The organism is Croceibacterium selenioxidans (assembly GCF_018599195.1).
In the GTDB taxonomy this organism is placed as follows: domain Bacteria; phylum Pseudomonadota; class Alphaproteobacteria; order Sphingomonadales; family Sphingomonadaceae; genus Croceibacterium_A; species Croceibacterium_A selenioxidans.
In genome coordinates this window covers 737223-763528 of the sequence record NZ_JAHFVK010000002.1, presented here as the reverse complement: position 1 = coordinate 763528, position 26306 = coordinate 737223, and the positions used below count along the sequence as shown (strand labels likewise).

At 66.5% G+C, this 26306-nt stretch carries 31 protein-coding genes; 12 read left to right on the top strand and 19 right to left on the bottom strand.

Annotated features, from left to right (window positions below):
• Nucleotides 1-19 precede the first annotated feature (19 nt).
• From KK137_RS12420 to KK137_RS12405, 4 genes are all read left to right on the top strand, one after another.
• Complete coding sequence (locus tag KK137_RS12420) at nucleotides 20-595, top strand: pyridoxamine 5'-phosphate oxidase family protein (protein WP_214536763.1); 576 nt, start codon at nucleotides 20-22, stop codon at nucleotides 593-595.
• 6 nt (nucleotides 596-601) lie between these two features.
• Nucleotides 602-1318, top strand: coding sequence for an endonuclease/exonuclease/phosphatase family protein (locus KK137_RS12415; protein ID WP_338028069.1), 717 nt, complete (start codon nucleotides 602-604; stop codon nucleotides 1316-1318).
• Nucleotides 1319-1468: 150 nt separating this feature from the next.
• Nucleotides 1469-1807 carry a P-II family nitrogen regulator gene (locus KK137_RS12410; RefSeq protein ID WP_055923549.1) on the top strand — a complete coding sequence of 113 codons (339 nt, stop codon included), beginning with the start codon at nucleotides 1469-1471 and terminating at the stop codon, nucleotides 1805-1807.
• Nucleotides 1808-1836: 29 nt separating this feature from the next.
• The gene (locus tag KK137_RS12405) at nucleotides 1837-3228 is read left to right on the top strand and encodes an ammonium transporter (protein ID WP_214536762.1); all 1392 of its coding nucleotides are present in this window, start codon (nucleotides 1837-1839) and stop codon (nucleotides 3226-3228) included.
• Nucleotides 3229-3399: 171 nt separating this feature from the next.
• On the opposite strand, the gene KK137_RS12400 is transcribed toward KK137_RS12405, so the two are convergent.
• Both KK137_RS12400 and KK137_RS12395 read right to left on the bottom strand, forming a co-directional pair.
• On the bottom strand, nucleotides 3400-3840 hold the full coding sequence (locus tag KK137_RS12400; RefSeq protein ID WP_214536760.1) for a protein tyrosine phosphatase family protein: 441 nt from the start codon (nucleotides 3838-3840) through the stop codon (nucleotides 3400-3402).
• On the bottom strand, nucleotides 3837-4643 hold the full coding sequence (locus KK137_RS12395) for a TerC family protein (protein WP_214536754.1): 807 nt from the start codon (nucleotides 4641-4643) through the stop codon (nucleotides 3837-3839). The genes KK137_RS12400 and KK137_RS12395 overlap by 4 nt, the downstream gene beginning before the upstream one ends.
• Nucleotides 4644-4857: 214 nt before the next feature.
• Between KK137_RS12395 and KK137_RS16775 the strand changes: the two genes are divergently transcribed.
• From KK137_RS16775 to KK137_RS12360, 7 genes are all read left to right on the top strand, one after another.
• Nucleotides 4858-5595 (top strand): cold-shock protein, encoded by a 738-nt coding sequence (locus KK137_RS16775; protein ID WP_214536753.1) that lies wholly within the window; start codon nucleotides 4858-4860, stop codon nucleotides 5593-5595.
• Nucleotides 5596-5748: 153 nt separating this feature from the next.
• Complete coding sequence (locus KK137_RS12385; RefSeq protein ID WP_214536751.1) at nucleotides 5749-6939, top strand: aspartate aminotransferase family protein; 1191 nt, start codon at nucleotides 5749-5751, stop codon at nucleotides 6937-6939.
• Nucleotides 6939-7871 carry an ornithine carbamoyltransferase gene (gene argF, locus KK137_RS12380; RefSeq protein WP_214536748.1) on the top strand — a complete coding sequence of 311 codons (933 nt, stop codon included), beginning with the start codon at nucleotides 6939-6941 and terminating at the stop codon, nucleotides 7869-7871. The genes KK137_RS12385 and argF overlap by 1 nt, the downstream gene beginning before the upstream one ends.
• A gap of 41 nt (nucleotides 7872-7912) precedes the next feature.
• Nucleotides 7913-8818 carry an Hsp33 family molecular chaperone HslO gene (gene hslO, locus KK137_RS12375; RefSeq protein ID WP_214536746.1) on the top strand — a complete coding sequence of 302 codons (906 nt, stop codon included), beginning with the start codon at nucleotides 7913-7915 and terminating at the stop codon, nucleotides 8816-8818.
• Between the two features lie 76 nt (nucleotides 8819-8894).
• Nucleotides 8895-9308: a hypothetical protein gene (locus KK137_RS12370; RefSeq protein WP_250893843.1), complete on the top strand. Its 414-nt coding sequence runs from the start codon at nucleotides 8895-8897 to the stop codon at nucleotides 9306-9308.
• A 47-nt stretch (nucleotides 9309-9355) separates the two neighbouring features.
• Complete coding sequence (gene queC / locus KK137_RS12365; protein WP_214536744.1) at nucleotides 9356-10054, top strand: 7-cyano-7-deazaguanine synthase QueC; 699 nt, start codon at nucleotides 9356-9358, stop codon at nucleotides 10052-10054.
• A 4-nt stretch (nucleotides 10055-10058) separates the two neighbouring features.
• On the top strand, nucleotides 10059-11630 hold the full coding sequence (locus tag KK137_RS12360; RefSeq protein ID WP_214536742.1) for an MFS transporter: 1572 nt from the start codon (nucleotides 10059-10061) through the stop codon (nucleotides 11628-11630).
• Here KK137_RS12360 and KK137_RS12355 read toward each other — a convergent pair.
• From KK137_RS12355 to KK137_RS12345, 3 genes are all read right to left on the bottom strand, one after another.
• Nucleotides 11617-12147 (bottom strand): superoxide dismutase family protein, encoded by a 531-nt coding sequence (locus KK137_RS12355; RefSeq protein WP_214536740.1) that lies wholly within the window; start codon nucleotides 12145-12147, stop codon nucleotides 11617-11619. The genes KK137_RS12360 and KK137_RS12355 overlap by 14 nt on opposite strands.
• 62 nt (nucleotides 12148-12209) lie before the next feature.
• Nucleotides 12210-12668: a DUF2793 domain-containing protein gene (locus tag KK137_RS12350; protein WP_214536739.1), complete on the bottom strand. Its 459-nt coding sequence runs from the start codon at nucleotides 12666-12668 to the stop codon at nucleotides 12210-12212.
• A gap of 21 nt (nucleotides 12669-12689) precedes the next feature.
• On the bottom strand, nucleotides 12690-14870 hold the full coding sequence (locus KK137_RS12345) for a GTA baseplate fiber-binding domain-containing protein (protein WP_214536737.1): 2181 nt from the start codon (nucleotides 14868-14870) through the stop codon (nucleotides 12690-12692).
• A 126-nt stretch (nucleotides 14871-14996) separates the two neighbouring features.
• On the opposite strand from KK137_RS12345, the gene KK137_RS12340 reads away from it, so the two are divergent.
• Nucleotides 14997-15335: a hypothetical protein gene (locus KK137_RS12340; protein WP_214536735.1), complete on the top strand. Its 339-nt coding sequence runs from the start codon at nucleotides 14997-14999 to the stop codon at nucleotides 15333-15335.
• Here the strand turns inward: KK137_RS12340 and KK137_RS12335 are convergent.
• From KK137_RS12335 to KK137_RS12270, 14 genes are all read right to left on the bottom strand, one after another.
• Complete coding sequence (locus KK137_RS12335; RefSeq protein WP_214536732.1) at nucleotides 15314-16135, bottom strand: DUF2163 domain-containing protein; 822 nt, start codon at nucleotides 16133-16135, stop codon at nucleotides 15314-15316. The two genes, KK137_RS12340 and KK137_RS12335, sit on opposite strands and share 22 nt — an antisense overlap.
• Nucleotides 16135-18441 carry a DUF2460 domain-containing protein gene (locus tag KK137_RS12330; RefSeq protein ID WP_214536731.1) on the bottom strand — a complete coding sequence of 769 codons (2307 nt, stop codon included), beginning with the start codon at nucleotides 18439-18441 and terminating at the stop codon, nucleotides 16135-16137. Before KK137_RS12330 ends, KK137_RS12335 begins: the two co-directional genes overlap by 1 nt.
• 118 nt (nucleotides 18442-18559) lie before the next feature.
• Nucleotides 18560-19132 carry a tail tape measure protein gene (locus KK137_RS12325; RefSeq protein ID WP_214536728.1) on the bottom strand — a complete coding sequence of 191 codons (573 nt, stop codon included), beginning with the start codon at nucleotides 19130-19132 and terminating at the stop codon, nucleotides 18560-18562.
• Nucleotides 19125-19322, bottom strand: a complete 198-nt coding sequence (locus KK137_RS12320; protein WP_214536726.1) for a phage tail assembly chaperone — start codon at nucleotides 19320-19322, stop codon at nucleotides 19125-19127. Before KK137_RS12320 ends, KK137_RS12325 begins: the two co-directional genes overlap by 8 nt.
• Nucleotides 19319-19633, bottom strand: a complete 315-nt coding sequence (locus KK137_RS12315; protein ID WP_214536724.1) for a gene transfer agent family protein — start codon at nucleotides 19631-19633, stop codon at nucleotides 19319-19321. Before KK137_RS12315 ends, KK137_RS12320 begins: the two co-directional genes overlap by 4 nt.
• A complete protein-coding gene (locus tag KK137_RS12310; protein WP_214536717.1) occupies nucleotides 19630-20037 on the bottom strand; it encodes a phage major tail protein, TP901-1 family in 408 nt (135 codons plus the stop codon). The genes KK137_RS12315 and KK137_RS12310 overlap by 4 nt, the downstream gene beginning before the upstream one ends.
• A 47-nt stretch (nucleotides 20038-20084) precedes the next feature.
• On the bottom strand, nucleotides 20085-20474 hold the full coding sequence (locus KK137_RS12305; RefSeq protein ID WP_214536715.1) for a DUF3168 domain-containing protein: 390 nt from the start codon (nucleotides 20472-20474) through the stop codon (nucleotides 20085-20087).
• 1 nt (nucleotide 20475) lies between these two features.
• Entirely contained in the window at nucleotides 20476-20637 is a 162-nt protein-coding gene (locus KK137_RS12300; protein ID WP_214536714.1) for a hypothetical protein, read from the bottom strand.
• Nucleotides 20634-21182, bottom strand: a complete 549-nt coding sequence (locus tag KK137_RS12295; RefSeq protein WP_214536713.1) for a head-tail connector protein — start codon at nucleotides 21180-21182, stop codon at nucleotides 20634-20636. The genes KK137_RS12300 and KK137_RS12295 overlap by 4 nt, the downstream gene beginning before the upstream one ends.
• 274 nt (nucleotides 21183-21456) lie before the next feature.
• Nucleotides 21457-22593, bottom strand: a complete 1137-nt coding sequence (locus tag KK137_RS12290) for a phage major capsid protein (protein ID WP_214536712.1) — start codon at nucleotides 22591-22593, stop codon at nucleotides 21457-21459.
• A gap of 228 nt (nucleotides 22594-22821) precedes the next feature.
• Nucleotides 22822-23214: an HK97 family phage prohead protease gene (locus tag KK137_RS12285; protein WP_214536711.1), complete on the bottom strand. Its 393-nt coding sequence runs from the start codon at nucleotides 23212-23214 to the stop codon at nucleotides 22822-22824.
• Complete coding sequence (locus KK137_RS12280; RefSeq protein ID WP_214536709.1) at nucleotides 23211-23519, bottom strand: DUF6127 family protein; 309 nt, start codon at nucleotides 23517-23519, stop codon at nucleotides 23211-23213. Before KK137_RS12280 ends, KK137_RS12285 begins: the two co-directional genes overlap by 4 nt.
• Nucleotides 23516-24673 (bottom strand): phage portal protein, encoded by a 1158-nt coding sequence (locus KK137_RS12275; protein ID WP_214536707.1) that lies wholly within the window; start codon nucleotides 24671-24673, stop codon nucleotides 23516-23518. The genes KK137_RS12280 and KK137_RS12275 overlap by 4 nt, the downstream gene beginning before the upstream one ends.
• Nucleotides 24674-24854: 181 nt before the next feature.
• Nucleotides 24855-26105, bottom strand: a complete 1251-nt coding sequence (locus KK137_RS12270; protein WP_214536705.1) for an ArsB/NhaD family transporter — start codon at nucleotides 26103-26105, stop codon at nucleotides 24855-24857.
• Between the last annotated feature and the right edge of the window lie 201 nt (nucleotides 26106-26306).

Below are 26306 nucleotides of genomic sequence, written 5' to 3'. Positions count from 1 at the left end.
CGGTGACATAGCCGGACGTATGGCTGAGTTCTTCGAAGCGTTGAACGAAAGGCACGCGGCGATGATCGCCGCGCAACCGGTGTTCTTCGTCGCCACCGCGGCGGAGGGCGCGCGGATCAATCTCAGCCCCAAGGGCTATGATTGCTTTCGGATCCTGTCGCCTAAGCGGGTGGCCTACCTCGACCTCGGCGGTTCCGGAAACGAGACCAACGCCCACTTGCTGGCCGATGGGCGGATCACGCTGATGTTCTGCAATTTTCAGCAGCCCGCGCTGATTCTGCGGATTTATGGGCGGGGCGAGCCCGTCGTGCCCTGGGATCGCGGCTGGGATGAACTCGCGCCTCACTTCACTATGCTTCCCGGGACCCGGCAGATCTTCGACATTCAGGTGGAGAGCGTACAGACCAGCTGTGGGTATGGAGTGCCCTTGATGGAGCTTCAACGCGAACGAACGACGCTGATCAAGCACCACGCCCAGGCCGATCCGCGGGAATGGGCAGGCAAGTATCGCACCCGCCGCGAGAGCATCGACGGGCTGCCCGCCCGCGCCACCGATCGCTATATTGCCGGCGATCCGGGCACCATTCCCGACTAGCGAGCGTTGATCCGCACGGTGCAGCTCACATTCGCCAGCTACAACATGCACAAGGGCGTGGGGGTCGACGGCCGTTTCGATCCCGACCGGATCATCTCCGTCCTGCGCGAACTGAATGCCGACGTGATCGCCTTGCAGGAAGCCGACCGGCGCTTCGGCGAACGGGAGAGCATCCTTCCCAAGGCACTGCTCGACGAAACGCCGTGGCGAGCTGCGCCGGTCAACAAACGGGCTCGCAGCCTCGGTTGGCATGGCAATGCCCTGCTCGTTCGGCGGGACATCGAAGTCGTCGATGCCCAGGCCTTGCATCTCCCGACTCTCGAGCCGCGTGGAGCGGTGCGGGCCGATCTTCTGGTGGAGGGTCAGCGGATTCGCGTTCTCGGCGCCCACCTCGATCTGTCCGGACTGCTCCGCCGCGACCAGATCAAGGCCATGCTCCACCATTGCGGACATTGCGAAACACCCTGCCCGACCGTGATGATGGGCGACTTCAATCAGTGGGGTCGTACCAAGGGAGTTTTGCGCGAGTTCACCGACGGCTGGCAGACGCCGTCAATCGGCAACAGCTTCCCCAGCCGCCGCCCGATCGCCCCGCTTGATCGCATCGTCTATTCTTCTGAGTGGGCCTGCGAAAACACTCACGTCCACCACAGTGCCCTTGCCGCCGTCGCATCCGATCATCTGCCCGTGCGAGCCACGCTGCGGATACTGCCTAAAAATTAGGCAAATGCACATTATTAGGGCGTTGAGAAGTTCCTCGCGCCAGCCGAATTGCAAGCAAGTGGCGCAAAACGCGCCAATCTGAAGTTTGGCACACCCTTTGCATTGCTGACCTACGGCCGGGGATCGTCCGGTAAACAAGAGGGGTCAGTGATGAAATTCATCATCGCCATCATCAAACCATTCAAGCTCGACGAGGTGCGCGAAGCTCTCAGTGCGATCGGCGTGGCTGGTATGACGGTCTCCGAGGTCAAGGGCTTCGGCAGGCAGAAGGGTCAAACCGAAATCTACCGTGGAGCCGAATACTCCACCAACATGCTGCCCAAGGTGAAGCTCGAGATCGCCGCCAGCGACGCTCTGGCGGCGCAAGTGGTCGAGACCATCCAGCAAACCGCCAGCACGGACAGCATCGGCGACGGGAAAATTTTCGTGCTCGACCTCGCGTCGACCACGCGCATCCGCACCGGCGAAACCGGCGACAACGCGCTGTGAGCCGCACCTTGGACATGAGGGGTAACACTATGATCCGAAAATTGCTTTGGGGCGCGGGCGCGATTGCGACGTCGATGGTCGCCGCCACTGCTGCCTGGGCCGCGGAAACGGCCGAGGCCGTCACTGATGCGGCCGTCACTGCCGTCACTGCCGTTCCGGCCGAAGTCGCTGCGCCTGCAGCCGAAGCGGCTGCCGCCGTTCCCAATCCCGGCAACAACGCCTGGATGATGACCTCCACGGTCCTCGTCCTGCTGATGATCCTCCCGGGCCTGGCGTTGTTCTACGGCGGCCTGACCCGTTCGAAGAACATGCTTTCGACCATGACCCAGATCGGCGCGACCGCCGCTCTGGCGATGCTCGTCTGGGTGATGTGGGGTTATGGCCTCGCGTTCGGCCCGGAAGGCAACCAGTTCATCAGCTGGGGCAAGTTCTTCCTCGCCGGTGTTACGCCTGACTCGACAGCCGCGACCTTCACCGACGAAGTCATTTCCGAGTATGTCTTCATCTCCTTCCAGATGACTTTCGCGGCGATCACTGCGGCGCTCGTCTTGGGCTCGGTCGTCGAACGCATGAAGTTCTCGGCGGTCATGGTGTTCGTCGCCATCTGGCTGACGATCGTCTACTTCCCGATCGCGCACATGGTGTGGGAAGCCCGTGGCGTGTTCTTCGTGATGGGCGCTCTCGACTTTGCCGGCGGTACTGTCGTGCACATCAACGCCGGTGTCTCGGCGCTGGTAGCCGCGTTGATCCTCGGCAAGCGTCGGGGTTACCCGACCGAGCCCATGCCGCCGCACAGCCTGACGCTGACCATGGTCGGCACGGGTCTGCTGTGGGTGGGCTGGTTCGGCTTCAACGCCGGCTCGGCGCTCGAAGCCAATGGCTCGGCCGCTCTCGCCATGATCAACACCTTCGTTGCCACGGCTTCGGCGGGCCTTTTCTGGATGCTTACCGAGCGCGTCATGGGTCACAAGGGCTCGGCCCTGGGCTTCTGCTCGGGTGTCATCGCCGGCCTCGTCGCGGTCACTCCGGCTGCGGGCAATTCGGGCCCCTTCGGTGCGATCGTGCTGGGCGGCGTCGCTTCGGTGATCTGCTACTTCGCGGTTGCCAAGCTCAAGCCGGCTCTCGGTTATGACGACTCGCTCGACGCCTTCGGCATCCATGGCATCGGCGGTATCGTCGGCGCCATCGGCACCGGCATCGTGTTCTCGCCGGCTCTCGGCGGCCCGGGCGGTGACGACTTCGTGATCGGCGCTCAGCTGCTCACCCAGGTGAAGACCGTCCTCGCGACGATCGTCATCTCCTCCGTCGGCACGGCCATCGCGATCTACATCGCCAAGGCAGTCACCGGCCTGCGGGTGTCGGAACAGACCGAAATCGAAGGTCTCGACATCGGCGAGCACGGAGAGCGCGCCTACAACTGATGACAAGTTTGGCGGGCCGGGTCCCTCTCCTTCCCCGGCCCGCCTACCGATGTTCCTCCTGCGAACATAGCCTAAGAGGGCCGGAGCCAAGCTCCGGCCCCTTTTTTATGCCTGGCTGTCTTGTGGGGTTTTGCTGCCTCGAGGGTGAGACCGGGGCCTGGCCCCGAAACCTCAGGCCTGGCTGCGCGCGGAAAGCGTGTCGATAAGTGGGCGAATCGGCCCCACATCGTAACCCGCCCCGGCAGCGGCGAGGGCTATTTCTTCAGGAGACGTACCGCTAGCCGCCTGAGCGAGCGACCAGAGCAGCGTAGAGCGGGTTCCGGAGCGGCAATAGGCGAGCACCGGGCCGCGAGCTCCGTCAAGCGCGGCAACCATGGCCTCGACCTGGCCCTCGTTGAACCCGGCATGGGTTACAGGAATGGCGCAATAATCCATCCCGGCCGCGCGCGCGGCCTCGGCGATTTCGCCACCGGAGGTTTGATCGTCAGACTCGCCTTCGGGACGATTGTTGATGATCAGCGTGAAGCCGAGCATCCGCGCCTCGGCGACATCGGAAAGTCCGATCTGCGGGCTGGCCCAAAAGGATTCGGTGACCTTCCGGAAGTCGCTCATGCGGCGGTCTCTTGGTTGGCTTTGATCTTCTTCATGCGCCGGTTGCGCTTGACCATGTTAAGGCACTCGACCCCGACAGAGAAGCCCATCGCCGCGTAGATGTATCCCTTAGGCACGTGGACGCCGAAGGCATCGGCGATCAGCACAAGGCCGATCATGACCAGGAAAGCCAGGGCCAGCATGACGAGCGTCGGGTTGCGGTCGATGAAGCGGGCCAGAGGATCGGCCGCGAAGAGCATGATCGTCACAGTGACGATGACCGCGGCAATCATGATGGGAATCTCATCCGTCATGCCGACTGCGGTAAGGATCGAATCGACCGAGAAGACCATGTCGAGAAGGATGATCTGCACGATCGCGCTGCCAAATGTCAGTGTCACCGGGCCCTTGGTCTTGTCGAGCAGTTCGCCGGAATCTTCTTCCGGCGCCATGTTGTGATGGATCTCTTTTGTCGCCTTCCACAACAGGAACAGACCGCCCGCCAGGAGAATCAGGTCACGACCGGACATGGCCGTTTCAAATGTCGGCTCCCCATGAGGGCCGGTCGCTCCCGAAATCCCCAAGTCAAAAATCGGCGTTTTTAGTGTCACGAGCCAGCCGATTACCAAAAGAAGGCCGATTCTCATTCCCAATGCAAGTAGAAGGCCGATGCGCCGTGCCTTCTGCTGTTGATGGGGTGGAAGTTTATTCGAGAGGATCGCGATAAAGATCAAATTGTCGATGCCGAGAATTACCTCGAGCACGACAAGAGTAAAAAACGCGGCCCAGGCGGCCGGCTCGGACAGTAGTGCTAGCGAGATCATTGACGGCCTTGATACTCATGCTCAGCGGGCTGGCAAGGCCTCCGGAAACGATACTTTGTCCGCCATCTTAAAACATTCGCACATTGGCTTTCAGTAAGCTATAGGGCGTTCTCTCCAGAGGCGAGCCAAGGTCCCGCCGGATGATGTTTGGTCCGGCATGGTGTTGGTCGTTTTCCGGGGGGGATTTGGAAGCGAGTGAAGGTTAATACAGTTCATGGGTTATGATAAGGGCCGTCGCGGCCGGGGGCGCGACAAGCGGGACGGTTTCGGCGAAGAGGGTTTCGATCCATTCTCGGATGGAGGTCCCCGTTTCGGTGGTGACGACTGGAGATCCGGTGGTGACCGATTCGGTGGCGGCGGCGATCGCTTTGGCGGAAATCGCGACAGCGGATACAATAGCGGACCGCGCGGCGGATTCGGCGGCGGTGATCGCGGCGGTGCTCCTCGCGGTGGCGGCATGCCCGCGCAAGTGGTCGGCACCGGCCAGGGCAAGGTCAAGTTCTTCAACAGCCAGAAGGGCTTCGGCTTCATCCAGCGGGATGAAGGCGGTGAGGACGTGTTCGTCCACATCAGCCAGGTCGAACGCGCCGGGCTCGAAGGACTGGCCGAAGGTCAGGAGCTGCAGTTCAACCTGGTCGACCGCGGTGGCAAGGTCTCTGCGGCCGACCTGCAGGTCGTTGGCGAGGTGATAAAGACAGCGCCGAAGACCACCAGCCCGCAGCGGGAGCTGACCGGTGAAAAGGCGACTGGCACCGTCAAGTTCTTCAATTCGATGAAGGGCTTCGGCTTCATCACGCGGGATGACGGCAAGGAAGATGCCTTCGTCCACATCAGCGCGGTGGAACGGTCCGGCCTGCCCGGCATCAACGAAGGCGATCGCTTTCAGTTCGACCTCGAGGTCGACCGACGAGGAAAGTTCTCGGCGGTCAACCTTGCGCCCGTTCAAGAGTGACCTGCCGGGGGAGCTTGCTCCCCCGCATCGTCCGGTCGTTTGACCGGACCCTGCCAAGACCATAAACGGACAAAACCGGCGGCTGCCCCGATGCTATCGGGGAGCCGCCATTCGTCGTTTGCGCCATTGCGCGTCGGTAGGAATCCAGTTGCCATGTCGATCACGCCGCTCATGCCCGTTTATCCCCGGTGCGACGTACGGCCCGTACGCGGTGAGCATTGCCACCTCATCTCGGAAGACGGCACCCGCTATCTCGACTTCGCCGCGGGTATCGCGGTCAATCTGCTGGGCCATTCGCACCAGGGACTGATCGGGGCGATCCAGCAGCAAGCCGCCACGCTGATGCACGTGTCGAACCTCTATGGCAGTCCCCAAGGCGAACGCCTGGCGCAGCGCCTGGTCGACCATACTTTTGCCGACACCGTGTTCTTCACCAATTCCGGTGCCGAAGCGGTCGAGGCCGCGATCAAGACCGCGCGCGCCTACCACCAATACCAGGGCAGTGAAGAGCGGTTCGAGCTCATCACCTTCAACAACGCCTTCCACGGCCGGACGATGGCGACCATCAGCGCTTCCAGCCAGGAGAAGATGCACAAGGGCTTCGCGCCGCTGCTCCCGGGGTTCCGTTACGTCGAATTCGACGATCTGGAAGGCGCCAAGGCCGCGATCGGTCCGCACACCGCAGGCTTTCTGGTCGAACCTATCCAGGGCGAAGGCGGCATTCGCGTCGCATCGCAGGAATTCATGAGCGGCCTGCGTGAACTCGCGGACGAGCATGACCTGATGCTGGTGCTCGACGAAGTGCAGACCGGTGTGGCGCGTACGGGCACGCTCTATGCTTATGAGCAATACGGCATAACTCCGGACATCCTTGCTACGGCAAAGGGCATTGGCGGCGGCTTTCCGCTCGGCGCCTGCCTCGCGACTGAAAAGGCCGCTCGCGGGATGACTTTCGGCACCCATGGTTCGACTTACGGCGGCAACCCGCTCGCCATGGCCGCGGGCAACGCGGTTCTCGACGCTGTCGCCAACGACGAGTTCCTAGGTGAGGTCCTCGCCAAGGGCGAGCGGATACGGACGCGGCTCGAGCAGTTCATCGGCAACTATCCGGAGCTGTTCGAAGGCGTCCGGGGCAAGGGCTTGATGCTCGGCATCAAGCTCAAGGTCGAGCCGCGCGCGCTGATGCAGCACCTGCGCGATCGCCACCAGTTGCTCACTGCGGCAGCCGGCGACGGCACGCTGCGGCTCCTGCCGCCCCTGGTCATCGGAGACGCGGAGATCGACGAGTTCTTCGACAAGCTTTCGGCCGGCGCTGCGGACTTCCCGGCGCAGGACGCCGGCTGATGGCCGGGCGGCACTTCCTCGACCTGTCCGACGCCGGGGGTCACGCGATTGCCGCGATGATCAACGACGCGCAGGATCGCAAGGCGGCCCGCAAGGACTGGCCGAAAGCGAAGGCGGACAGCGATCGTCCGCTCGACGGCCGCGTCCTGGCAATGGTGTTCGAAAAGAGTTCGACCCGTACGCGGGTCAGCTTCGACATCGCCATACGACAACTGGGTGGCACGCCCTTGATTCTCGACGCCGGCACCTCCCAACTTGGCCGTGGCGAAACGATTGCGGATACCGCGCGTGTTCTTAGCCGCATGGCCGATGCGATAATGGTGCGGACCAGCGACCACTCCAAGATCGAGGAAATGGCGCGCTACGCTTCGGTGCCGGTCATCAACGGCCTGACCGATCAATCGCATCCGTGCCAGATCGTGGCCGACCTGCTGACCATCGTCGAGCAGGGTAAGGCTCTGCCTGGCCTCGAGGTCGCCTGGCTCGGAGACGGTAACAACGTGCTGCATTCGATCATCGAGGCGGCCGGGCTGATGAAGTTCAACGTTCGGATCGGCACGCCGCAAGGCTACGACCCGCACGACAGCTATATTGACCAGGCCCGGGCCGGAGGCGCGAAGGTGACGCTGGTCCGCGATCCGGTCGAGGCGGTTTCGGGCGCCGACATCGTGGTGACGGATACCTGGATCTCGATGGGCCAGGATCATGCCGAGGCGAAGCTTGCTGCCATGGGGCCCTACCAGGTCAACGAGGCGTTGATGGCTTATGCCAAGCCTGACGCCCGCTTCCTTCACTGCCTGCCCGCTCACGTTGGAGAAGAAGTGAGCGAAGGCGTGTTCGAGGGGCCGCATTCGGTGGTTTTCGATGAGGCGGAGAATCGCATTCACGCCCAGAAATCCATCTTGCTCTGGTGCTTCGGCCTGCTGGGATAGGCCGGGGTTAACTTCCCGGCTCGCGATCCCATATTCGCGCGATGACGAATCCGACCGAAAACACGCAAACCCCCGGGATCGACCGGCTGCTGGCGTTCACGCTCAAGGACCGCAACGCGCACGGCCGGGTGGTGAGAATCGGGCCGGTCCTGGACACGATTCTCTCAGCTCACGATTACGAGCCGGCGATCAAGAACCTGCTCGCGGAAGCTCTGACGCTGACCGCACTGATGGGCGGGCTCCTCAAGAGCGAAGGCAGCCAGCTGACAATGCAGGCCCAGACCGAGGACGGTATCGTCGAGTTGCTCGTGTGCGATTATCGCGATGGCGAACTGCGTGGCTACGTCAAACACGACCGCGAACAGGCCGCGGACCTGGGTGCCAATCCCTCCTTGCCAGGTCTGTTCGGGAAGGGATCGCTGGCCATCACGTTCGAAGTGGCCTCAAGCGGACTGCGTTACCAAGGCATTGTTCCGCTGGAAGGCCGCTCGCTGAGCGAGGCGGTCGAGGCCTACTTCGCGCAGAGTGAGCAGGTTCCGACCTTAATTCGCGTCGCCGTGCGAACGGGGCCTGGCGGGTCGACCGCCGGCGGTCTGTTGTTGCAGCATCTGGCGCAGGGCGAGGAAGGCCGCGAACGTTTGCACGTCGTGCCATCGCATCAGGAGTGGGAACACGTCTCGATCCTGGGGCAATCGATCCAGAACGACGAATTGCTCGACACTTCCTTATCACCCGAAGGGCTGGTGTGGCGGCTGTTTCATGAAGAGCCCGAAGTCCGCGTCCAACCGACCACGGCCCTCACTCGCGGCTGCCGCTGTTCGGTGGTGCATTTCGAAGAGGTACTTTCGCGTTTCCCGAAGGAGGACCGACGGGACATGCGTGACGAAAACGGGATCATTCTGGTCGATTGCGCCTTCTGCTCCAGAGAATTCCCGATACAGGACTAGATCGGTTCAACGTATGAAAAGGGCATCTGGTCGCAGCTTCTGACTTGCGTTAGGGGCGCCCGGACGGAGTTTTTCGATGCAGAACAATTGCCTGATGGGAATGTCGCGCACGGGAGTGGCCGCTTGCATGGCGGCCGCAATCGCCGCTCTGCCGCTCGGAGCCCTGGCAGCCGACCTCGACATGCTCGGCACCTTGACCAAGGGTGTCTGGAACCTGCGGATCCGCGACGACGGCTCGGAACAGCGCGTCTGCGTACGCACCGGCAGGGAGTTCATTCAGCTCCGTCACCGCCAACCCGGGTGCAGCCAGGTGGTGGTGCGGGACAATCCCAACGAGGTGGTCATCCAGTATACCTGCCGGGGCAACGGGTACGGCCGGACGTCAATCAGGCGCGAAGGCAATGGTCTGGTCCAGATCGAGAGCCAAGGCATTGCCGACGGCACGCCGTTCTCGATCAGTGGAGAAGCTCGCCACTCGGGCAAGTGCTGAGCTTCGGGGGGTGTTGCTCAGGCAGCGCCCCGTGCTAGCCCTTCACCATGTCAGGTTCCAAACAGGAAGCCGTGGTCCTGCTTTCAGGCGGTCTCGATTCAATGGTCGTGGCCGCGATAGCCAAGGAGCAGGGGTTCAACCTCAACGCGCTCACGATCGACTACAATCAGCGGCACAACCGGGAAATCGGTTCGGCCCGGGCCATCGCGAACCGTCTGGGTGCCGCGCGTCATGTCATCCTGCCGCTGGACCTGCGTCAGTTCGGCGGTTCGGCCCTGACCAGCGACATCGAAGTGCCCAAGGGGGGGCTGGGTGCGGAGATCCCGGTCACCTATGTCCCGGCCCGCAATCTCGTATTCCTCTCACTCACGCTCGCCTGGGCCGAAGCGATAGGAGCGCATGACATCTTCATCGGTGTCAACGCGCTCGACTATTCGGGCTATCCCGACTGCCGCCCGGAATTCATCGCCAGCTTCACGGAAACCGCGCGGCTGGCGACAAAGGAGGGGGCCGAGGGCCGGCCATTCCAGATCCATGCTCCGCTGCAACACTGGGGCAAGGCCCGGATCGCGCAGGAAACCGCGCGGCTGGGTCTCGATCCGGCGATGAGTTGGTCGTGCTACGATCCTACCAAGGACGGCAAGGCCTGCGGGCTGTGCGACAGCTGCCGCCTGCGCCGTGCCGGGTTTGCCGAGGCCGGGGTCAACGATCCGACGCCTTACGCCGCAACGCCGCCCGGGAACTGAGTTTATGGAGGGGGTGGGTCCTATCAACAGACACGACAGGCCGGTGCCGGCCTACAGCTGGTATGCACTCGGCGTCCTATTCGTCGTCTACATGGTCAATTTCATCGACCGGCAGATTCTCTCGATCCTCGCCAACGACATCAAGGCCGACCTTCACCTAACCGACGCACAGCTGGGCTTCCTCTACGGCACGGCCTTCGCGATTTTCTACGCCCTGTTCGGCATCCCGTTGGGCCGGCTGGCCGACGGGTGGAACCGTACGAAACTGCTCGCCCTGGGCCTGACCTTGTGGTCGTTCATGACCGCGCTTTCCGGGTTGGCCCGCCACGGCGCCACGCTCGCCGCGGCTCGCGTGGGCGTGGGTGTGGGGGAGGCAACCGCCAGCCCCAGCGCCTACTCGTTGATAGCGGACTGGTTTCCGCAGCGCCTGCGGGCGACGGCGATCGGGATCTACTCGGCCGGGCTGTTCGTCGGCAGCGGGCTGTCCTTGCTGCTTGGGGGCATGATCGTCGAAGGCTGGAACCGGGCCTGGCCCGATGGCGGACCCGGCGGATTGGTCGGTTGGCAGGCGGCCTTCCTCGCTGTCGGCTTGCCCGGGCTGTTGCTGGCCTTGTTGGTCTTCTCGCTCCGCGAACCCGTCAGGGGAGCGAGCGAAGGAATGCCGAGCCGGGGCGATCCGCGTGCCTGGCCCAACTTCGTCGGAGAGGTGCTCGAGATCGTTCCCCCGTTCACCTTCCTCGGCGCGGCGCGGCGGGGGGGCAGGGCGCTCGGCCTCAATCTTGCGGCGGCGGCTGTCCTGGCGCTCGCTGCGGTTTTATTGTCAGCGGCCCTCGGCAATCCGGAGCAGATGTGGTTCGTCGCGATCGGCTGCTACGCGGTCTTCAGCTGGGCCTGTTCGCTGCGGGTCAAGGATGAGCCGACTTTCCAACTCACCTGGAGGACGCCGGCCTTCGTTGGCATAGTACTGGCTTACGCGATCGTGTCGTACACCGGTTATACCGTGTCCTACTGGGCCGCGCCCTACGCGGAACGGACGTTCGGTCTGAGCAAGATAGAGCTGGGCTGGATGATTGGGGCTCCGGCGGCGCTCGGCGGGTTCCTCGGCGTGATCGGGGGCGGCTGGCTGGCCGACCGCTGCCATCGCTTGCACGAGGCAGGGCGCTTGTGGGTGGTGTTCGGCGGGCTCCTCGGCCCGATTCCGCTGGTACTGATCGGCTATCGGACGGCGGACCCGAACACGTTCTTTGTCTGCAGTTTTTTGCTCCAGTTCGCTACTTCCTCGGCCATGGGAGCCTCGGCGGCCGCGACCCAGTCTCTGGTGCTGCCGCACATGCGCGGTACGGCGACGGCGATCTTCTTCCTCGGCGCGACCCTGATCGGGTTGGCCTTCGGACCCTTTACCGCCGGGCTGGTTTCCGAAATGACCGGCAATCTGGGCAGCGGCGTGATCGCCAACCTCGCCGCTGTGCCCTTCGGGGTTGTCGCCCTGGTGATAGCGATCCGGGCCTACCCCGCGGCCGAGGCGTCACGCATCGACCGCGCGGCGGCTAGCGGAGGCGAGCTCAGCTTCGCGTAAGCACGCCGCAGGCGATGCGCCCGCCCGAATTGCCCGAAGGATCGGTGCGGTAATCGTCGGCGCTGGCGTGGACGACGATCGCGGTCCCATCGGCATCGAACAGCTGCGCGAGGACCTCGTCGCGCGTGCCATGGAGTGTCGCGCTGGCCGAGCCGGTTCCGTTGGCGCCGATAGTGACATTGGGGAGGTCGCCCAGGTGCGAGCCCGCGGGATTATCGGTGCCGTGCTCACGATGCCCCGGGTTCAGGTGCGCACCGGCCGAGGTGAACTCCGGCGCGTCGCACGAACCGGTCGTGTGCAGGTGCATGCCGTGGACCCCGGGTGAGATGCCGGTCAACGCAACGGTGACGTTGACCTGTGATCCGTTCGCCAGGACTTGCGCAGTGCCGGCGGGCTGGCCGTTAGCGAGGCGCAGGCTCGCCTGCGCCAGGCGATCCGAAGGCTGCTCATCGGCGACCGACTGGCACGCTGCCAGAAGAGCCAGGAGCGGGGCGGCGGAGACGAGGGCAAGCTTCATGGACGGCGACCTTCCTGTGAACGTATGGGAGCATAACGGCAAAACGCGCCAAAGGCTCCGGATCAGCTTTCGGCGAGAATGCCGCCGTCGACAAGGGCCGCGACGAGTTGCGCGATGGCCGTTCTCGCCTCGGCGTCGATAGTCGCCCCGCCCGTCGGCGCTGCTACTCGCTCCGCGCGCACCCATCCGCCGCGAAAGCGGATCTCCTGCCCCCTCGCGCGGTCAAGAACCTTCAAGCCATCGCGCGGTTCGATGAACAGCCAGGCGCCTGCCTGAAAGGAGGCAAGCCGGCCGGAATGCCCCGTCCAAGAGCCTGAGGCCGCAGGGCCGACCAGCCAGCATTCCCCTTCGCGAGGCTTGGTTGGGGGACTGTCGGCCTCTCCTTCGATGGCGGGGTGGAGCAGGGCGTCTGTCAGGGCATGGGCCTCGTTCACGAAGAATTCTTTCTGCGTCTGCCCCGCGAAAAGCATAGGCAGGCGGTAACGGGCGCTGGCGGAAGTGAACGCGATCGGATCGGTCATGGCAGGTCTTTCGGTAGGCCGTCAGGCGAGGGTGGTGAGCAAGAGCGGATCGGAATTGGCAAAGCGGCCGATCTGGCGGACCCACAGCGGCTGGCCCGCGTATTGAGTCACCAGTTGGCCGAGGAGCGCCGGCGGCAGTTCGAGTTCGCAGCGGTCCGGTTGCCAGTGAAGTAGGGGGGACGCCGCCTCGCCGAGCCCCACGAGATAAGATTCGGGCTCGCCGAGCGGGGTCTCGACCCCGGAGGTCCAGGCCCAGGTCCCGCGCGCTCGCCGGGTCCAATGCAGCATCAGGCCGCCTTCAGTCGTTCTGAGCGATCGCGGATGGACCGGGCTGAGCGGACGTTGGGCCAGACCGGGGTTGAGCACCTCCGCCACGGCCGGATCGTCATCGGCCAGACCGATCGCAATCACGCTTTGGGCTTCGGGCGCACCCAGGCTTGCGGGATCAAGGGCTCGCGAGGAACCATCGAGCAGGACGAACGGCGCGCCAGGTGCCAGAACCACCGCGGCCGCGCCTTCGGTCCCGCCGCGACCGCGGAGCAGTCCCTGCAATCTCCAGCGGCCGCCGCCCAACCGCCGCGCCCGGGCAAATTGCAGCAGCTCCCCGCCGACTAGCGCGCGATTGGCTCCGAGCGCGAGCCCCTCAAGGGTTGCATTGCTCAACCCAAGGTCGTCGGCCACGAGATCGACCTCGAAGGCCGCGTCAGGTTCGAACCGCAAGCTCGCCGAGGCCGGCAGCGCGGTAACGGTGCGCCCGATTACACTACGAGCGCTCCCGCTCCCGCCCGCCGGGATCATCTCTCCCGTCTGTTCGAGATAGAGCGCGGCCCCTCGCCAACCCGGCGTTTGGGCGGAGGCGGCCACCTCGATCACACGGGCATCGACGCCCGCGCCGTCCCACGGCAGCTCGTAGGCCACCAGCACGGTCGGCGTGGCTATGAGATCCGGAGCGGCGAGCGAACGTCCGGGATCGGCCTCGCCCGTTCTCGCCGGGCCGCCCGGCAAGCGCCGAAGTTCGAGTTCGACACCATGCTCGCGCCATTCCCAGGTTTCGATGCGCCAATTACCGGCCTCTCCCGGCACGCGCACAATCGCTCCTGGCCGAAGCGATGGGTCGAGTTCGGCAACACGCCAGGCGAGAGTGTCGCGCGCCCACCTGGCGCGGTCGGCGGCCGCGTTGGCCAGGTTTCGCGCTGTGCCGGCATCGAGCGCGCCGGGGAACTCCATGATCCGGCTCTCGCCGGCACGGGCCTGCCCATCAGCGCGTTGCAAGCCCGCCTGATAGTCGCGCCCAATGTCGTAGTAGCGCAGCCCATCGGGTACCTCCTGCGCTTCGGGCGCCCGGCGGCGCATCTGTCCAGCCGCGCCCCCGAAGCTGTCTTCGCCGCTGTCGACCGCAGCCTCTGGCAGCGTCGGCATGTTCGCCGTGGGCAATCCGGCGCTAGTGATCGAGAGCCGCTCGCCGATCGCTTCGCTGGTGAGCGGATAGACCTGGTCGACCGATGCCAGCGTCGCGGCCAGCGGTCCGCCCTCGTCGCTGAAGCCGCGCAGTCCGGGCAGCGCGGCGGATGTCTCGATCTGCCCGGCCAGGGGCTCGACCAGTTGCGCCAGCGAAACCGCGCCGTCGTCCGCCACGATCTCGAACGTCAGGGCGGGTATGCGATTGCCGAAGTCGGCCAGCTGGAGCGCTTCGAACACGCAATAGGCGAGCCCCCGAAACGCGGAACAGGCGCCGCCCTCGGCAGAGGCGATCAGCGGATCGAGCGGTTGGTCGCCGTACCCGCGATAGATCCGCAGCTCCCCTCCGGCCTTGAGGTCGCCCGCCGCTCCGCGCAGCAGGTTGCCGTCGGCCCAGATGCGTCCCAGTCGTCGGATGGGTCGGCTCGACAAAGCCACCGCGAACGAGACCGAGTAGCTGTAGCTGGTGACCGAAGGCTTGCCCTTGCCGCCGCTCTTTTCCTTGGCTTCGACGAGATCGGTTGCCCAGATGATGCTGCCTGATGCGCGCATGGTGCCGAAATGACGGGCGATCGGCGTCCCGTAGCTCGATGTGGTAACGGCCAGCTCCTTGAGCCGCGGCCCTTCGCGCTTGCCGCTCCCGAAAACCGCGCGGTCGATCTGGCCGCCGATCAACGAGCCCAGGGCGCCGCCGAGCGGCCCGCCGATCGCTGTGCCGATCGCGGTGAAGACTAATGTAGCCATGGTGTGAACCTATTGGACTGGGGACTGAATTGAGGCTGCGGGCCCTCCGCCGATGCGCCATTGCCTCACCACCGGCCAGGGCGGCGGCAGGGGCGTCAGGACGACGCGACCGAGTTGCGCATGGGCATGGACGAACCGCCCGCCGGTAGTGGCAATCAGCAAGTGGTGCTGCGCGGGACCGGGCTGGACCAGCGCAATATCTCCCGGCTCGACGAGCCTTCGCACAGCAATCAGCCCGGCGTGATCGGCGGCTTCGAGAAAGGGCCGGATATCCCTTTGTTTGAGGCGGTATCCGACCGGCAGCGGGACCGGCCTGCCGATGGCAGCGAGCGCGGCGCCGACCAGGCCCAAGCAATCGAGGCCATGACCGGGATCGCGCCCGTGGAGGCGGAAGGGCGTGCCCACGAGGCTCTCGGCGGCACGAGCCAAGGCCAACGGCGGGCTCATGCCTTGGCCACGGGATAACGGGCGATCACGTCGTTGCCGGGCAGGAAGGGCTCGCCTCTGAAATTCACCGAATTGCCGAAACGCTCGTGGCAAGTGCGCAGCGTATGATCGCAACCTTCGCGGAGCAGGGCGCGGGTGCCGGGGGGCAGGTCGGGATCGAGCGGCTGGTCCAGCACCAGTCCGTCGGCATCGGCGGAGACCACCTCCATCGCCAAGCCCGCATGCGGTCCGTCGAGCCAGCGCAGGCTGCCGTAGTGCAGGGCGGCGGCCGGCGGCGCTCCGGCGAAGCGGACCTTGCTCGCCTCGGAGTCGAGGACCGAGAGCGTGACTTCATGGATGAAGCGCACCGCGGCAAGGGTGCAGCCCGGGCCGCAGAAGCGGGCGCGGCAGGCCGGGCTCGTGCGCGGCACCACGTCGGCGTCGAGAAGGGCTTTGGCCGAGTTTAGCTCCGCGTTGAAGGTTCCGGCCTCGGACGACACTGTGCCGATCTCGCCGCGATAAAGCACGATGCGCGCGAGGCTTTCCCAGTCGACCACACCGATCTCGACCACTGCCCCGTCGAAACGGCCCTCGGTCAGGTCGACCGCTCGGATCGAGCCATGGGTGAGCGCGCCCTGGACCTCGGCGCTGTCGGGAAAAAGGTCGGCGCTGCGGCGGATCGCGCTCGGTAGCATGCCCGGGGCCGCGCGGTGGAGCAGGCCGTCGAACCACAAGTCGCGGTCGTGACTGGTGAAGCCGAGCGCCACGCCGTCGCGGCGATGAACCCGCCAATACGTGGCCACGCCCTCGAGCGGCCGGCGGAAGATCGCGCGGCCCATCACGCTTCTCTCACTTCGACCAGTGGCACGGAGGGCGCCTCGCCCGCGGCGAAGGTCGCGGCGCTGATGTCGAGCCGGTCGCTGGCGAAGCGGACGGGCACGTCGAACAGGAACCCCGCACGGATCTCGGCACCCGTGGCGGGGGCCGTCCGGAACAGGATCCAGCCGCCGTCTTCCAGCGTCCATTGCGCGGTTTCCTCGCCGGCCACGCTGACCTTGACGCTCTCGGGCCTGGGGCGCGAAATCGGCCGGACTTGCGGGTCGGCGCCATAATGTTTGCAGAGGCGGAAGCGGGCGCTGCGACCGTCGCCGATGGTCAGGAGCTGGTCGAGTGGCCCCGGCTCCCCGGTCATTCCGTTCGAGCTGAAGTCGAACGGGTCGCGCAGCCGGAAGCCGCGCGCGGCGCCGCGCCGGGCGCGGAAGAAGGCGATCAGCGTGCCGAGCTCGGCCTCGGACCGGACGCCGGGGCCGACGTCGAAGTGCAGGCGCGCGTCGGTCCAGTGGCTCGCGCGGCGCTCGTGGCCGGACGCGGTAATCGCGATGGAAGTCGAGAACTCCGCGCTGACCCCGGCATCGCGGCCCAGGGCCAACGGATAGAGCACATCATCGAAAGCTTGCATGGTGTCATCCTGTGAGATCGGCAGGCGAGTGAAACCGTCGCGCGCCACTTGCGGCAGGGCCCAGACGAAGCGGCGGGACACGCCGCGCCGCGCCGCTTCGTCGATCGCGCGGTCGATCGAGGGCCAGTGGGTCTCTGCGTCGGCACCGTCGAGCACGAAGCCCGCGAGATAGTCCTGTCGTTCGAGCGGGTAGCCGAGCCGCCACTGGAGCGTGGCATAACCGGTCCGCCGCAACCCGTCGGCACCCTCGGTAAGCCAGTCGTAGTCTTCGAGCTGGAGCCGGTCGTAGTCCGGCCAGGCCCAGCCCGGCGGCAGGTTCGCCCGGCGCAGGTCCGGCATGGCCGGGTCGAGGATGGTCGGCGTGAACAGCAGCAGCATGACCTCGGCCACGCCCCCAGACGCGTCGATCACGGCCGAGCGGAGCGCGGCGGTGGAGGCGGCCAGCGCGTCGCCGGCCCGGTCGAGCAGGGCCTTGGCCTCCGCCGGTTGCGCCTGGCGCAAATCGGCGATCACCGGCGGATCGCTGAACAGGGCACGCGCGGCGGGATCGTAGAGAGCAATGCGCCCGTCGGGCACGGTCCACCACCAGGGCTCGCCGATCTGGAACGAGACCGGCAGCCCCGCTTCGAGCGTCAGCTGGACGAAGCGTACGGCCACGCGCTGGAGGAAGCTCATCGCCTCTCCATTCGCGGGCGAGAGCAAGGTCGAAGGCGGGACCCACCCGGTGAGCGCGGGCGAACCGTCGGCGAAGCGTTGCTGCCAGGCGGGCAGGCAGTGCTCGGCGAACAGTTCGTAGGAGAGCGAGGCGATGGGCCGGTAACCCTGTCGGGCGCACAAGCCGAAGAAGTCGCGGTGCCAGGCTTGGGCGGGGGTGCAGAGTTCGCCGGACTGCGCGACAAGTCCGCCGTCTCCTTGCCGATCGAGCCGGTAGTAGTGGCTCATGCCGACGTAGTGGATGAGCGCGTCGCGGTAGCCGAGGCCGCGGATCATCCGCAGCACTCGCGCGGGCGTCAGGTTGTAGCTGTCGTCATAGGCGGTCGCCATGCCGAGGCCGTGGGGCGGCAGCAGGATGTCGCCGATCTCCACCATCGGCCGGTCGCCCGAGCAGGTGATCGCGCTCAGTTCGACCCAGCCGTTGGCGCGTCGGGGCAGCGGCGTAGCGGTCCCCGGCCGGTAGCCCTGCGGCGCAATCGAGATAAACATGCGCTCGATGGCGTGCGGATCGACCGGATCGTCGGGCGACCAGCCGCCCGCGAGTTTCGAGAACGGCAAGGTCACCAGCGCATCCTCCGGCGAGCCCTTGGCGTAGTTCCACAGTCGGACGAACCACGCGCGGGGCTGGCCGGACGAATCGCGCCCCTCGATCGTCAGGGTCGGCCCGTTGGTCGCATCGAGCGCGATCACGCCGTCCGAGCGCCAGCGGAAGCTCAGCGTCGTGCGCGAGTAGTCGCGATCGGTTTGGTAGGCGAGCAGCGGGTGATCGAAGCGGTCGGTGCTGTCCCAGATCAGCCCGACCAGCGAGTCCGCCTGATGGAACTCGGCCTCGACCCGGAGCGAGTCCGGGCCAGTCGAGATGACCGAGGCCATAGCCGGCCGCGGGAAGTCGACGGTCCAGAAACGCGGGTCGAAACGCTGGATGAAGTCCGACTGCTGGCCGTTGCGCCGCTTGGCGAGCCAGAATGCCATGAGTGTTTCTCCTATTCCTCCCCAGGCTTGCCCCAGGGAGGGGACCAGGCCGAGCATGGTTGAGGGGCTCGGCCTAGCCGGGAATCCCCTCCGTCAGCCGTCTGCGGCGAGGATTGACCTAGAACTCCCGCATCGCCCGCCGCACCGCGCTCGCGACCTGGCGTGAGGAGCGGCGCAGGGCGGTGGGGGCGTCGGCGCCCTTGGGTTGGGCGACCTGGATCGAGACCCGCACGTCGCGGGCCGGACTGGCAGAGCCCGTCTCGACGCGGCCGGAGGAGGTCGGGACGAACAGCTCCGGCCCGCGTTCTCCGACCACATAGGCCGAACCCGGCGAGACGGGGCCACCCGTGGCGCGGCCCGGAAGGCCGAGCAGGGAACCGACGGCGCCCGCGAGAGCGCCGCCGAAACCTCCGGCGCCGCCACCCCCGCCGAACAGGTTGCCGACTCCGCTCTGCACCACTTGCGCGGCGATCTGCCCGAGGGCGTCGAAGGCCACGCGCTTGAGATCCTCGAACCCCAGGCTTCCCTGGCGGATGGCCGACAGCAGCCCCCGCTCGAGAACCGTCCCGGCGTTGGCGAAGCCATCGACCAGCGTTGTGTCGAGCGCGCCGCGCAGGCTTTCGATGTCGGACTTGAAGCCCGTGGTGCTGGTCCGCACGTCGACCAGCAGGGTTTCGATTTGGTCATCCATGACGGTCTTGCTCCATCAGCGTGTCGAGTTCGCCCCGTGACAGGGGTGAGGGCTCGGACGATCCCGCCTCGGCAAGGATGGCCGCGAGTTCGGCCGGGGTAGAGTTCCAGAACTCGCCCGGCCGCCATCCCAGCAGGCGCGGCACCAGGCCCGCCAGCGCGAGCGCCGATCCGGCCAGTGTTTGCGTCATGTCCGTCCCTGCAGAATCTGCTGCAGCAAGGTCCGTAGAGGGTTGGCGCAACCGGCCAGGCCGCAGGCCAGCACCGCGTCCCCCATCTGCTCTCGGGTGACCGTCTCGCTCTCCGCCAGGCAGTGCCAGAACAGTGCGGCGAGTTCGCTCAGCCGCAGTTGACCCTCACCCGCCCGCTCGACCAGCGCGAACAACGGGCCGAGTTCCGCTTCGGCCGCGACCAGCGCGGTAAAGGTCGGGCGCAACAGGCATTCGCGCCCGCCGATCCGGATCGCCGCCTCGCCGCGCAGCGGATTGGCCTGCGGGCTCATGCCGGCACCACCGGGCCCGAGCTTTCGAGCTGGAGCGTGTAGTTGCGCTCGCCGTTGAAGTCCCCGGCGTAATCGAGCCGTTGGACCAGGAAGCGGCCGCGCAGTTTCTCACCGTCCTCGAACGACAGTTCATAGGGCGCGATGGATCCGGCAAGGGCGTTCCCGCGCACCGCGGCCTCGGCCTCGCTGCCGAGGAATACCCCGGCGGCGCTGACCGAGACCGAACGCGTCCCGGCACCCGATAGCAACTCGCGCCAACCGCCGGACTCCTTGTGAGTGACAACCACCGGATCGCCGTTGATCGACATCTGCGTCGTGCGCAGCCCGGCGACGGTCTGGTAGGTGGCGGGCGTGGCGCCGTCGCCGATCTTGAGAAGGAAGGCAGAGCCTTTCTGGGCGGTCATTTTGCGGTTCTCCTTGGATAATGAAGGCCTTTCCCCTGATGGGGGGATCAGGCAGCGAGCACCCGGAAACGGTATTCCAGCAGCACCGCCCGCAAGTTGGCGGGGCGCTGCTCGGCCCGGGAGCGGAGGAAGGTGGTGTTGGCGATTTCGAGGCCGGGTTGTGTGCGCGGTAGGGCCTCGATCCGCGCCTCGATCGCCTCCGTCAGCGCGGTTGCCGCGGCCGGATCATCCCCCCGGCAGTGCAATTCCAGGGCCACGCGAATCTCGCGGCCCCGGCGGTCCTTGGTGCTCCAGTCGGCACTGGCGCTGGCCACGATGCCGAGCCACGGCGGGGCTGTTCGTGAGGGTGCCTCCTCGGTCACCGAGTTAAGCCGTCCTCCGAGCGCCGGATCGGCTCGGAGCCACCCCAGCAGCGTGGATCGCAACAGACTTTCCATGTCAGCGTTCCTTTCCGAACAGCGGCCAGAGCAGGCCCGAGCGGCGCCACCTCCGGGGGTCGTCGCGGCGCTTTCGCATCTCGGCGCGGGCCTTGCCCAACAGCTCGGCCTTGGCCGTAAGGCGGGTGGCGAGCTCGGCCCCCTTGGTCGCGGCCTCGATCATGCGACGCGAACCCTGCGCCAGGGCCGCCACAGCGCGGCGACGGCGGCGGGAGGAACAGGCTCGGTCGCGCCGCTCTCCCGCTGGCGATAATGGTGCGCGGCAAGACGGAGCAGGCCGTGGCGCAGGCCATCGGGCACGGCGTGCCAGGTGGCGGCCATGCCAGCGGTAAAGCGTACCGCCACTCGCTTTGCCGGACCTGCCCGCAGCGTGCGTACGAGTGCGCCGCCGCCGGGTGCCAGATCGAGCGCGTAGTCCTGTGGAGCCAGCACCTGGCGCGTGCCGTCGAGGGCGATGCCCTCGACCGCGGAGATGGACTGGACCGGCGTTGTTGCCAGCGATTGCCAGTTGCGGCTCACCGGCAAGACTTCCTCGCACAGGGTGGTGAGCGGCATTTGCCCAGTGAAGGCTTCGCAGGTTTCGAGGGCCGTGCGAAGGAGTTGTTCGAGCGCGGTGTCGTCGCGCGCGGTGGTGATCCCGAGCCAATCCTTGAGATCGTCGAGTGCCGCGCCGGTGAGGGCGGCTGGCGTGATGATGGCCCGATTCATGCGGGGGCTCCTTTCTTGATTGGCCTCAGACGCCGGCGGCCGCATCCGCGGCCTTGGCTTTCCTCCGCCACTTCGCGGCTCCGGGCACGCGCCTCCGGCTGGCTATGCCTACCGGCTAGAGCCCGCGCGATTGCGGGTAGCTGGTCGCAGCCCGGTCTACTGCTGCCATCGCTGACTGGCGGGTGGGCCGACCGGCCGCCCGAGCTTATGCGAGGAAGCCAAGCGGCCTCGGATGGGCCGCGCTCGGCGTCTGAGGGCGTTAACAAAGAGAGGGCTAACCCTCGATACGCAGCAGCTTGATCGCCTCGCTATCCAGCAGCTGCCCGCCTACGCGCTTGGTCGCGTAGAAGTGCACGAACGGCTTGTTGGTGAAGGGATCGCGCAGGATCGTCGTCGCGCTGCGTTCGGCGATCAGGTAGCCGGCCTTGAAGTTGCCGAACGCGATCGGGAACTCGCGCGCGGCGACGTCGGGCATGTCCTCGGCCTCGATCACCGGATAGCCGAGCAAGCGGTCCGGCTGGCCTTCAACCAGGCCCGGCTGCCACAGGAAGTTCCCTTCGGCGGTCTTGAGTTTGCGCACCAGACTGAGCGTGGCCGAGTTCATCACCCAGCTCGCGCCCTGGCGATGCCCGGCCTTGAGTGTGTGGACCAGGTCGATCAGGCGGCTTTCGGGATTGCTGCCGAAGCCGCTTTCGTCGCCGGAGCCGATATACTGCAGCGCGCCGAATGCCCGCGCCGCATCGCTCGCGGGCGAAAACGGCGAGGAGAGAAAGCCGAGCGGCTGGTTGTCACCGGTCCCGTTGACGAAGGCGGCGCCTTCCGCCCGGCCGAACTCCATCGCGATCTCGCTCGAGAGCCAGGCTTCGAGATCGAACGCGGCATCGTCGAGCATGGTCTGGCTCGCTGCCGGGTTGGCGTAGAGCTCGCCGGTGGGCGGGGCGATCTCGGCGAACTCGGGCGTGGCGGTTTCCAGGCGGCTGTCGGTCTCGCCCACCCAGCCGCTGGCGGTCCCGCCCCTCGAGACGAGCTTGCGATAGCCCGAGGTGCCGACCTGCACCACCTGGGCGAGTTGGCGGATCGGGCTGATCTCGACCAGCTGGCTGGCGATCAGCGCATCGATTTCGCGCGGGACGGCGTAGCCGCCATCTTGCGGGGTGGCGCCGCTGATCGACTTTACTTCGGTCTCGCGGCCCTTGCGCAAGTAACCGTCGACAAAGCTCTTCACTTCGGGGTCGCTGGCGGTGGCGCCTTCCAGGGCCGGGCGTGAGGCGGCGCGGCTGACGCGGTCGAGCCGGGCCTTCACCTCGTCGACATCGCTGCGCAGGACTTCGACCGCCTGTTCGGTGGCATCCTGGCGGGCGACGAGGTCGAAGCTGGCGGCGAGGGTTTCGGTCTGGGGTTCGATATCCATGGGGGCATTCACCTTTCGTTGGGCAAGAAAAAAGCCGCCCGGAGGCGGCTGGTGGTGAGGGGTGAGCGTGGCCGCTTGCCCCTCCGTCAGCCGCCTGCGACGACTGACACCTCCCCATGACGGCGGCGCCGCCACAGGGAGGATTGGACTCTGAAATCCTCCCTGTGAGCGAAGCTCATGGGGAGGGGGACCGTCCGCGAAGCGGATGGTGGAGGGGCTGGCGCGACCTCACCGCACGAGATGGACCCGCGCGCCGAACTGCAGCGGGTGCGTGACCAGGCTGACCTCGAGCAGCTCGATGTCCTCCAGCAACCGCCCCTCGGGCAATCGCCGGTACCTTCGCGCGCGATAGCCGAAGCTCAGGCCGCTGACCTCGCCGTGCTTGAGCAAGGCAGCGGCGCGGCTCTCGGGTTTGTCGATCCGGGCGATCACGCGCAAGCCGTGGCTGTCCTCGGAGACGCTTTCGACGGTGCCGATGCGCTGGCCGGGCCGATGCTGCCACAGCAGAGGCAACGGCCCGGCCCGTTCCGCGAGAGTCCGGGCAAAGGCGCCCCGGCGGATCGTGTCCCGCACGCCGTCAGGCACGCCGAACAGCGCCGCGTAACCGGCGATGCGGCTCATCGCAGCATCTCCGGCACGCCGATGCGAACGGCCATTCCGATCAGCAACAGCGCCAGCGCCCCGCGCACGAGCCAGGCGATGGCGGCCTTCCACGCGCTCGCCTTGGCGGCGCGCCAGGCACCGAGCAGTTCGCGCAGCTCGTCGATGTCGTTCTGGGCCCGGTCGTCGTCGAGGCCGAGGCGGCCGAGCACGCGCGCGGCGCCGAGTTCACTCGCTTCCTCGACGATCGCGCGCAGGGTCACAAGGTCGCCGCCTTCGCTATTGGCCTGCGCCATCAGTCGGGCGAGCATGTCCTTTCGTCTCATCGGGCTTCTCCCCCTTTGTCCATGCCGAGCAGGCTGCGCTTTTCGGCGGGTGTGAGGAAATCGGCGGCGGTGAGCTGGGCCCACAGCCGCTCGCGGTCTTCCGAAAGGGCGGGAACACGGTCGAGGTCGATCGCCAGCTCGAGCCCGGGGAACCAGGATCGCAGACCTTCCTCGAGGCCGCAAAGTATCTTCCCCGCCAGGGGCAGCAGGGTCAGCCGCCACAGCGCGCGGTTGGCTTCGCGGTAGTTGGCGTAAGTGTTGTCGCCGGGCAGGCCGAGCAGCATCGGGGGCACCCCGAAGGCGAGTGCGATATCGCGCGCGGCAGCCGCCTTGAGCGCGGCGAAGTCCATGTCCGCCGGGGTCAGCGATAGCGGCTGCCAGCGGAGCCCGCCTTCGAGCAGCATCGGCCGCCCGGCATTGCCGGCACCGGCATAGGCGCCGAGCAGCTCGGCCTTGAGCCTGTCGTACTGCTGGCCCGTCAGGGTGGCCCCTTCGCCGGCCTCCAACACCAGCGCCCCGCTCGGCCGGGCGGCGTTTTCCAGCAGGGCGCGATTCCAGCCGCTGGCGGCATTGTGGATCGCCACTGCCTGGCTTGCGGCGGCGAGGCAGCCGGCGCCGTAGTGATCGTCTGCCGGATGGAAGGCCTTGAGATGGATGACCAGCGGCCACCCCTCGTCGTCTTCGACCGGCAGCGTCAGCGTGCTCTCGCCCGCCTTGTAGCGATAGGCGGCCGGCCACCCGTCGGTGCCGGGTACGACGGAGACGCGATCGGGGCGCAGCGCGAACAGCTCGACGGGCTGTCCGCTACCGTCGCGCATGACCTGGACGTAGCCGTTGCCGTGCAGCAGCAGGTGCGCGGCGAGCGTCTCGAGCAGCGATTGCCCGGCGCTAGTCGCCGAGACCAGGCGCAGGACCGCGGCGTCGGCGCGGAGCAGCGGCGCGCTGCCGACGCCCTCGGCCACGATGCGCACCGCGCGCTGGGCCACGGGGTTTTCGAGGAACGCCTGGCGCACGCCGCTCGCGTACTCGAACGGCCGGCTGCCGCTGCTGGCCTCGATCGGCCAGGACCAGGGCGAAGTGAACGCGCGCGCCAACGGCACGCGCGCTCCGCCGCCCGCCTTGAAGGCGGTGCGGAGCGTGTCGATGAAGGACATGGGTCAAGCCTTTCTGTTGGATACTTGAACGAGAGGGCGCGCGGGCCCCTCCACCACCAGCCTGCGGCTGGCGGTCCCCCTCCCCATCGCGGCGCGACGGGGAGGATTTAAAGATTCAGATCCTCCCGGTGAGCGAAGCTCATGGGGAGGTGGCGCGCGTCGGAGACGCGTGACGGAGGGGCTAGGGCGCCGTGCCCTGCAGCACCGCGATCCAGCCTGCCGCAATCAGCAGGCACACCACGCCCACGATGACCCCGGCGCGAAAGAATTCCATGAACGAGATCTTCACGTCCTGCCGCGCGGCGCCCTCGACCACGATGATCCCGGCGAGGCTGCCGAAGTTGACCACGTTGCTCGAAAATCCCGCACCCAGGGCCAGGGCGGCGGTGGTGACGAGCGGCTGGCTGGTGTCGGCATAGGGCGTCAGCAACAGCACGGCGGAATTGTTATCGGCGAGGTCGGACAGCAGCGAGATCACCACCAGCATCACGTGCGGATCGTGCAGGTCGAATCCGTGGCCCGCCAGCCAGTGCAGCACCATCTCGGGGTAGTCGGTCATCGAGAAGGCGCCGTTGATGACGTAGAGCGAGAACACCAGCAGCAGCAGGCTGCCGTCGACCCGGCTGAGCAGGTCGCTCGAACTGACCCCGATAGCCCGCCGATTGAGCAACAGCACGCCCGCCGCCGTCAGCGCGACCACCGGGTAAGGCCAGGGGGCGAACAGGAAGCTCGCCAGCACCGCAGCGAGGACCACCGACGCCTTGACGATCTCGAGGCGGTTGATGGTGACTTCTTCCACTTCCGCGGGTGCGCCCTGTGGCGCGGCTCCGGTGGACCAGCGCCCGCGATAGAGCAGCACGATCGCGCCCCAGATGACCGGCATCGACAGCAGGGCCGGCACCGCTCCCGCGAGCAGGAACTGGGTGAAGCTCACCTGCATCTGCCCGGCGATGATGATGTTCTGCGGACTGCCGATCATGCTCCCCGCCGATCCGGCGTTGGAGGCGAAGGCGAAGGCCAGCAGGAAGGGTATCGGATTAAGCCGCCGCCCGAGCGCGATCTCGATCAGTAACGGCGTCATCGCCACGACCACCACGTCGTTCGTCAGCAGCGAGGAAAGCAGGGTCGAAACCCCGATCATCGCCGCCAGCAGGATCTCGGGCCGCACCTCCAGCCGACCGATCTTAACCGCCACCCAGTGGTAGAACCCCGCCACATAGAACGCGCCCGACACCACCATCAGCCCGAACAATAGCGCCAGCGTTCCGAAGTCCGCCGCATCCCACGCCTGGTCCGGGGTCATCCCGCCGATCACGATCATCGCGATCGCCCCGAGCAAAGCCGCACCCGTGCGGTCGATGCGGAACCCCGGGATGTAACCGACGGCGATGACCGTGTAGGTCAGCAGGAAGATCACCAGCACGACGGTCATGCGGCGCATCCTCCACATTGGGGCGGGACGTGTATCTCGGGGCTTACCCTGAGGCGGGGCTAAGATCCTCCCCGAGCTTGTCTCGGGGACGTGGCACGCGCCGGAGGCGCGTGACGGAGGGGTAGGCAGCCCTACGCAACACCCCACCACCACCCGGCTGCACCGGGCGGTCCCCCTCCCCGAGCAAGCTCGGGGAGGATG

What these genes read in the sequence shown, in the direction of transcription:
- KK137_RS12420 (WP_214536763.1), top strand. Translation starts at nt 20, where the DNA reads ATGGCTGAGTTCTTCGAAGCGTTGAACGAAAGGCACGCGGCGATGATC.
- KK137_RS12410 (WP_055923549.1), top strand. Translation starts at nt 1,469, where the DNA reads ATGAAATTCATCATCGCCATCATCAAACCATTCAAGCTCGACGAGGTG.
- KK137_RS12405 (WP_214536762.1), top strand. Translation starts at nt 1,837, where the DNA reads ATGATCCGAAAATTGCTTTGGGGCGCGGGCGCGATTGCGACGTCGATG.
- KK137_RS12400 (WP_214536760.1), bottom strand. Translation starts at nt 3,840, where the DNA reads ATGAGCGACTTCCGGAAGGTCACCGAATCCTTTTGGGCCAGCCCGCAG.
- KK137_RS12395 (WP_214536754.1), bottom strand. Translation starts at nt 4,643, where the DNA reads ATGATCTCGCTAGCACTACTGTCCGAGCCGGCCGCCTGGGCCGCGTTT.
- KK137_RS16775 (WP_214536753.1), top strand. Translation starts at nt 4,858, where the DNA reads ATGGGTTATGATAAGGGCCGTCGCGGCCGGGGGCGCGACAAGCGGGAC.
- KK137_RS12385 (WP_214536751.1), top strand. Translation starts at nt 5,749, where the DNA reads ATGTCGATCACGCCGCTCATGCCCGTTTATCCCCGGTGCGACGTACGG.
- argF (WP_214536748.1), top strand. Translation starts at nt 6,939, where the DNA reads ATGGCCGGGCGGCACTTCCTCGACCTGTCCGACGCCGGGGGTCACGCG.
- hslO (WP_214536746.1), top strand. Translation starts at nt 7,913, where the DNA reads ATGACGAATCCGACCGAAAACACGCAAACCCCCGGGATCGACCGGCTG.
- KK137_RS12370 (WP_250893843.1), top strand. Translation starts at nt 8,895, where the DNA reads ATGCAGAACAATTGCCTGATGGGAATGTCGCGCACGGGAGTGGCCGCT.
- queC (WP_214536744.1), top strand. Translation starts at nt 9,356, where the DNA reads ATGTCAGGTTCCAAACAGGAAGCCGTGGTCCTGCTTTCAGGCGGTCTC.
- KK137_RS12360 (WP_214536742.1), top strand. Translation starts at nt 10,059, where the DNA reads ATGGAGGGGGTGGGTCCTATCAACAGACACGACAGGCCGGTGCCGGCC.
- KK137_RS12355 (WP_214536740.1), bottom strand. Translation starts at nt 12,147, where the DNA reads ATGAAGCTTGCCCTCGTCTCCGCCGCCCCGCTCCTGGCTCTTCTGGCA.
- KK137_RS12350 (WP_214536739.1), bottom strand. Translation starts at nt 12,668, where the DNA reads ATGACCGATCCGATCGCGTTCACTTCCGCCAGCGCCCGTTACCGCCTG.
- KK137_RS12345 (WP_214536737.1), bottom strand. Translation starts at nt 14,870, where the DNA reads ATGGCTACATTAGTCTTCACCGCGATCGGCACAGCGATCGGCGGGCCG.
- KK137_RS12340 (WP_214536735.1), top strand. Translation starts at nt 14,997, where the DNA reads ATGGACGAACCGCCCGCCGGTAGTGGCAATCAGCAAGTGGTGCTGCGC.
- KK137_RS12335 (WP_214536732.1), bottom strand. Translation starts at nt 16,135, where the DNA reads ATGGGCCGCGCGATCTTCCGCCGGCCGCTCGAGGGCGTGGCCACGTAT.
- KK137_RS12330 (WP_214536731.1), bottom strand. Translation starts at nt 18,441, where the DNA reads ATGGCATTCTGGCTCGCCAAGCGGCGCAACGGCCAGCAGTCGGACTTC.
- KK137_RS12325 (WP_214536728.1), bottom strand. Translation starts at nt 19,132, where the DNA reads ATGGATGACCAAATCGAAACCCTGCTGGTCGACGTGCGGACCAGCACC.
- KK137_RS12320 (WP_214536726.1), bottom strand. Translation starts at nt 19,322, where the DNA reads ATGACGCAAACACTGGCCGGATCGGCGCTCGCGCTGGCGGGCCTGGTG.
- KK137_RS12315 (WP_214536724.1), bottom strand. Translation starts at nt 19,633, where the DNA reads ATGAGCCCGCAGGCCAATCCGCTGCGCGGCGAGGCGGCGATCCGGATC.
- KK137_RS12310 (WP_214536717.1), bottom strand. Translation starts at nt 20,037, where the DNA reads ATGACCGCCCAGAAAGGCTCTGCCTTCCTTCTCAAGATCGGCGACGGC.
- KK137_RS12305 (WP_214536715.1), bottom strand. Translation starts at nt 20,474, where the DNA reads ATGGAAAGTCTGTTGCGATCCACGCTGCTGGGGTGGCTCCGAGCCGAT.
- KK137_RS12300 (WP_214536714.1), bottom strand. Translation starts at nt 20,637, where the DNA reads ATGATCGAGGCCGCGACCAAGGGGGCCGAGCTCGCCACCCGCCTTACG.
- KK137_RS12295 (WP_214536713.1), bottom strand. Translation starts at nt 21,182, where the DNA reads ATGAATCGGGCCATCATCACGCCAGCCGCCCTCACCGGCGCGGCACTC.
- KK137_RS12290 (WP_214536712.1), bottom strand. Translation starts at nt 22,593, where the DNA reads ATGGATATCGAACCCCAGACCGAAACCCTCGCCGCCAGCTTCGACCTC.
- KK137_RS12285 (WP_214536711.1), bottom strand. Translation starts at nt 23,214, where the DNA reads ATGAGCCGCATCGCCGGTTACGCGGCGCTGTTCGGCGTGCCTGACGGC.
- KK137_RS12280 (WP_214536709.1), bottom strand. Translation starts at nt 23,519, where the DNA reads ATGAGACGAAAGGACATGCTCGCCCGACTGATGGCGCAGGCCAATAGC.
- KK137_RS12275 (WP_214536707.1), bottom strand. Translation starts at nt 24,673, where the DNA reads ATGTCCTTCATCGACACGCTCCGCACCGCCTTCAAGGCGGGCGGCGGA.
- KK137_RS12270 (WP_214536705.1), bottom strand. Translation starts at nt 26,105, where the DNA reads ATGACCGTCGTGCTGGTGATCTTCCTGCTGACCTACACGGTCATCGCC.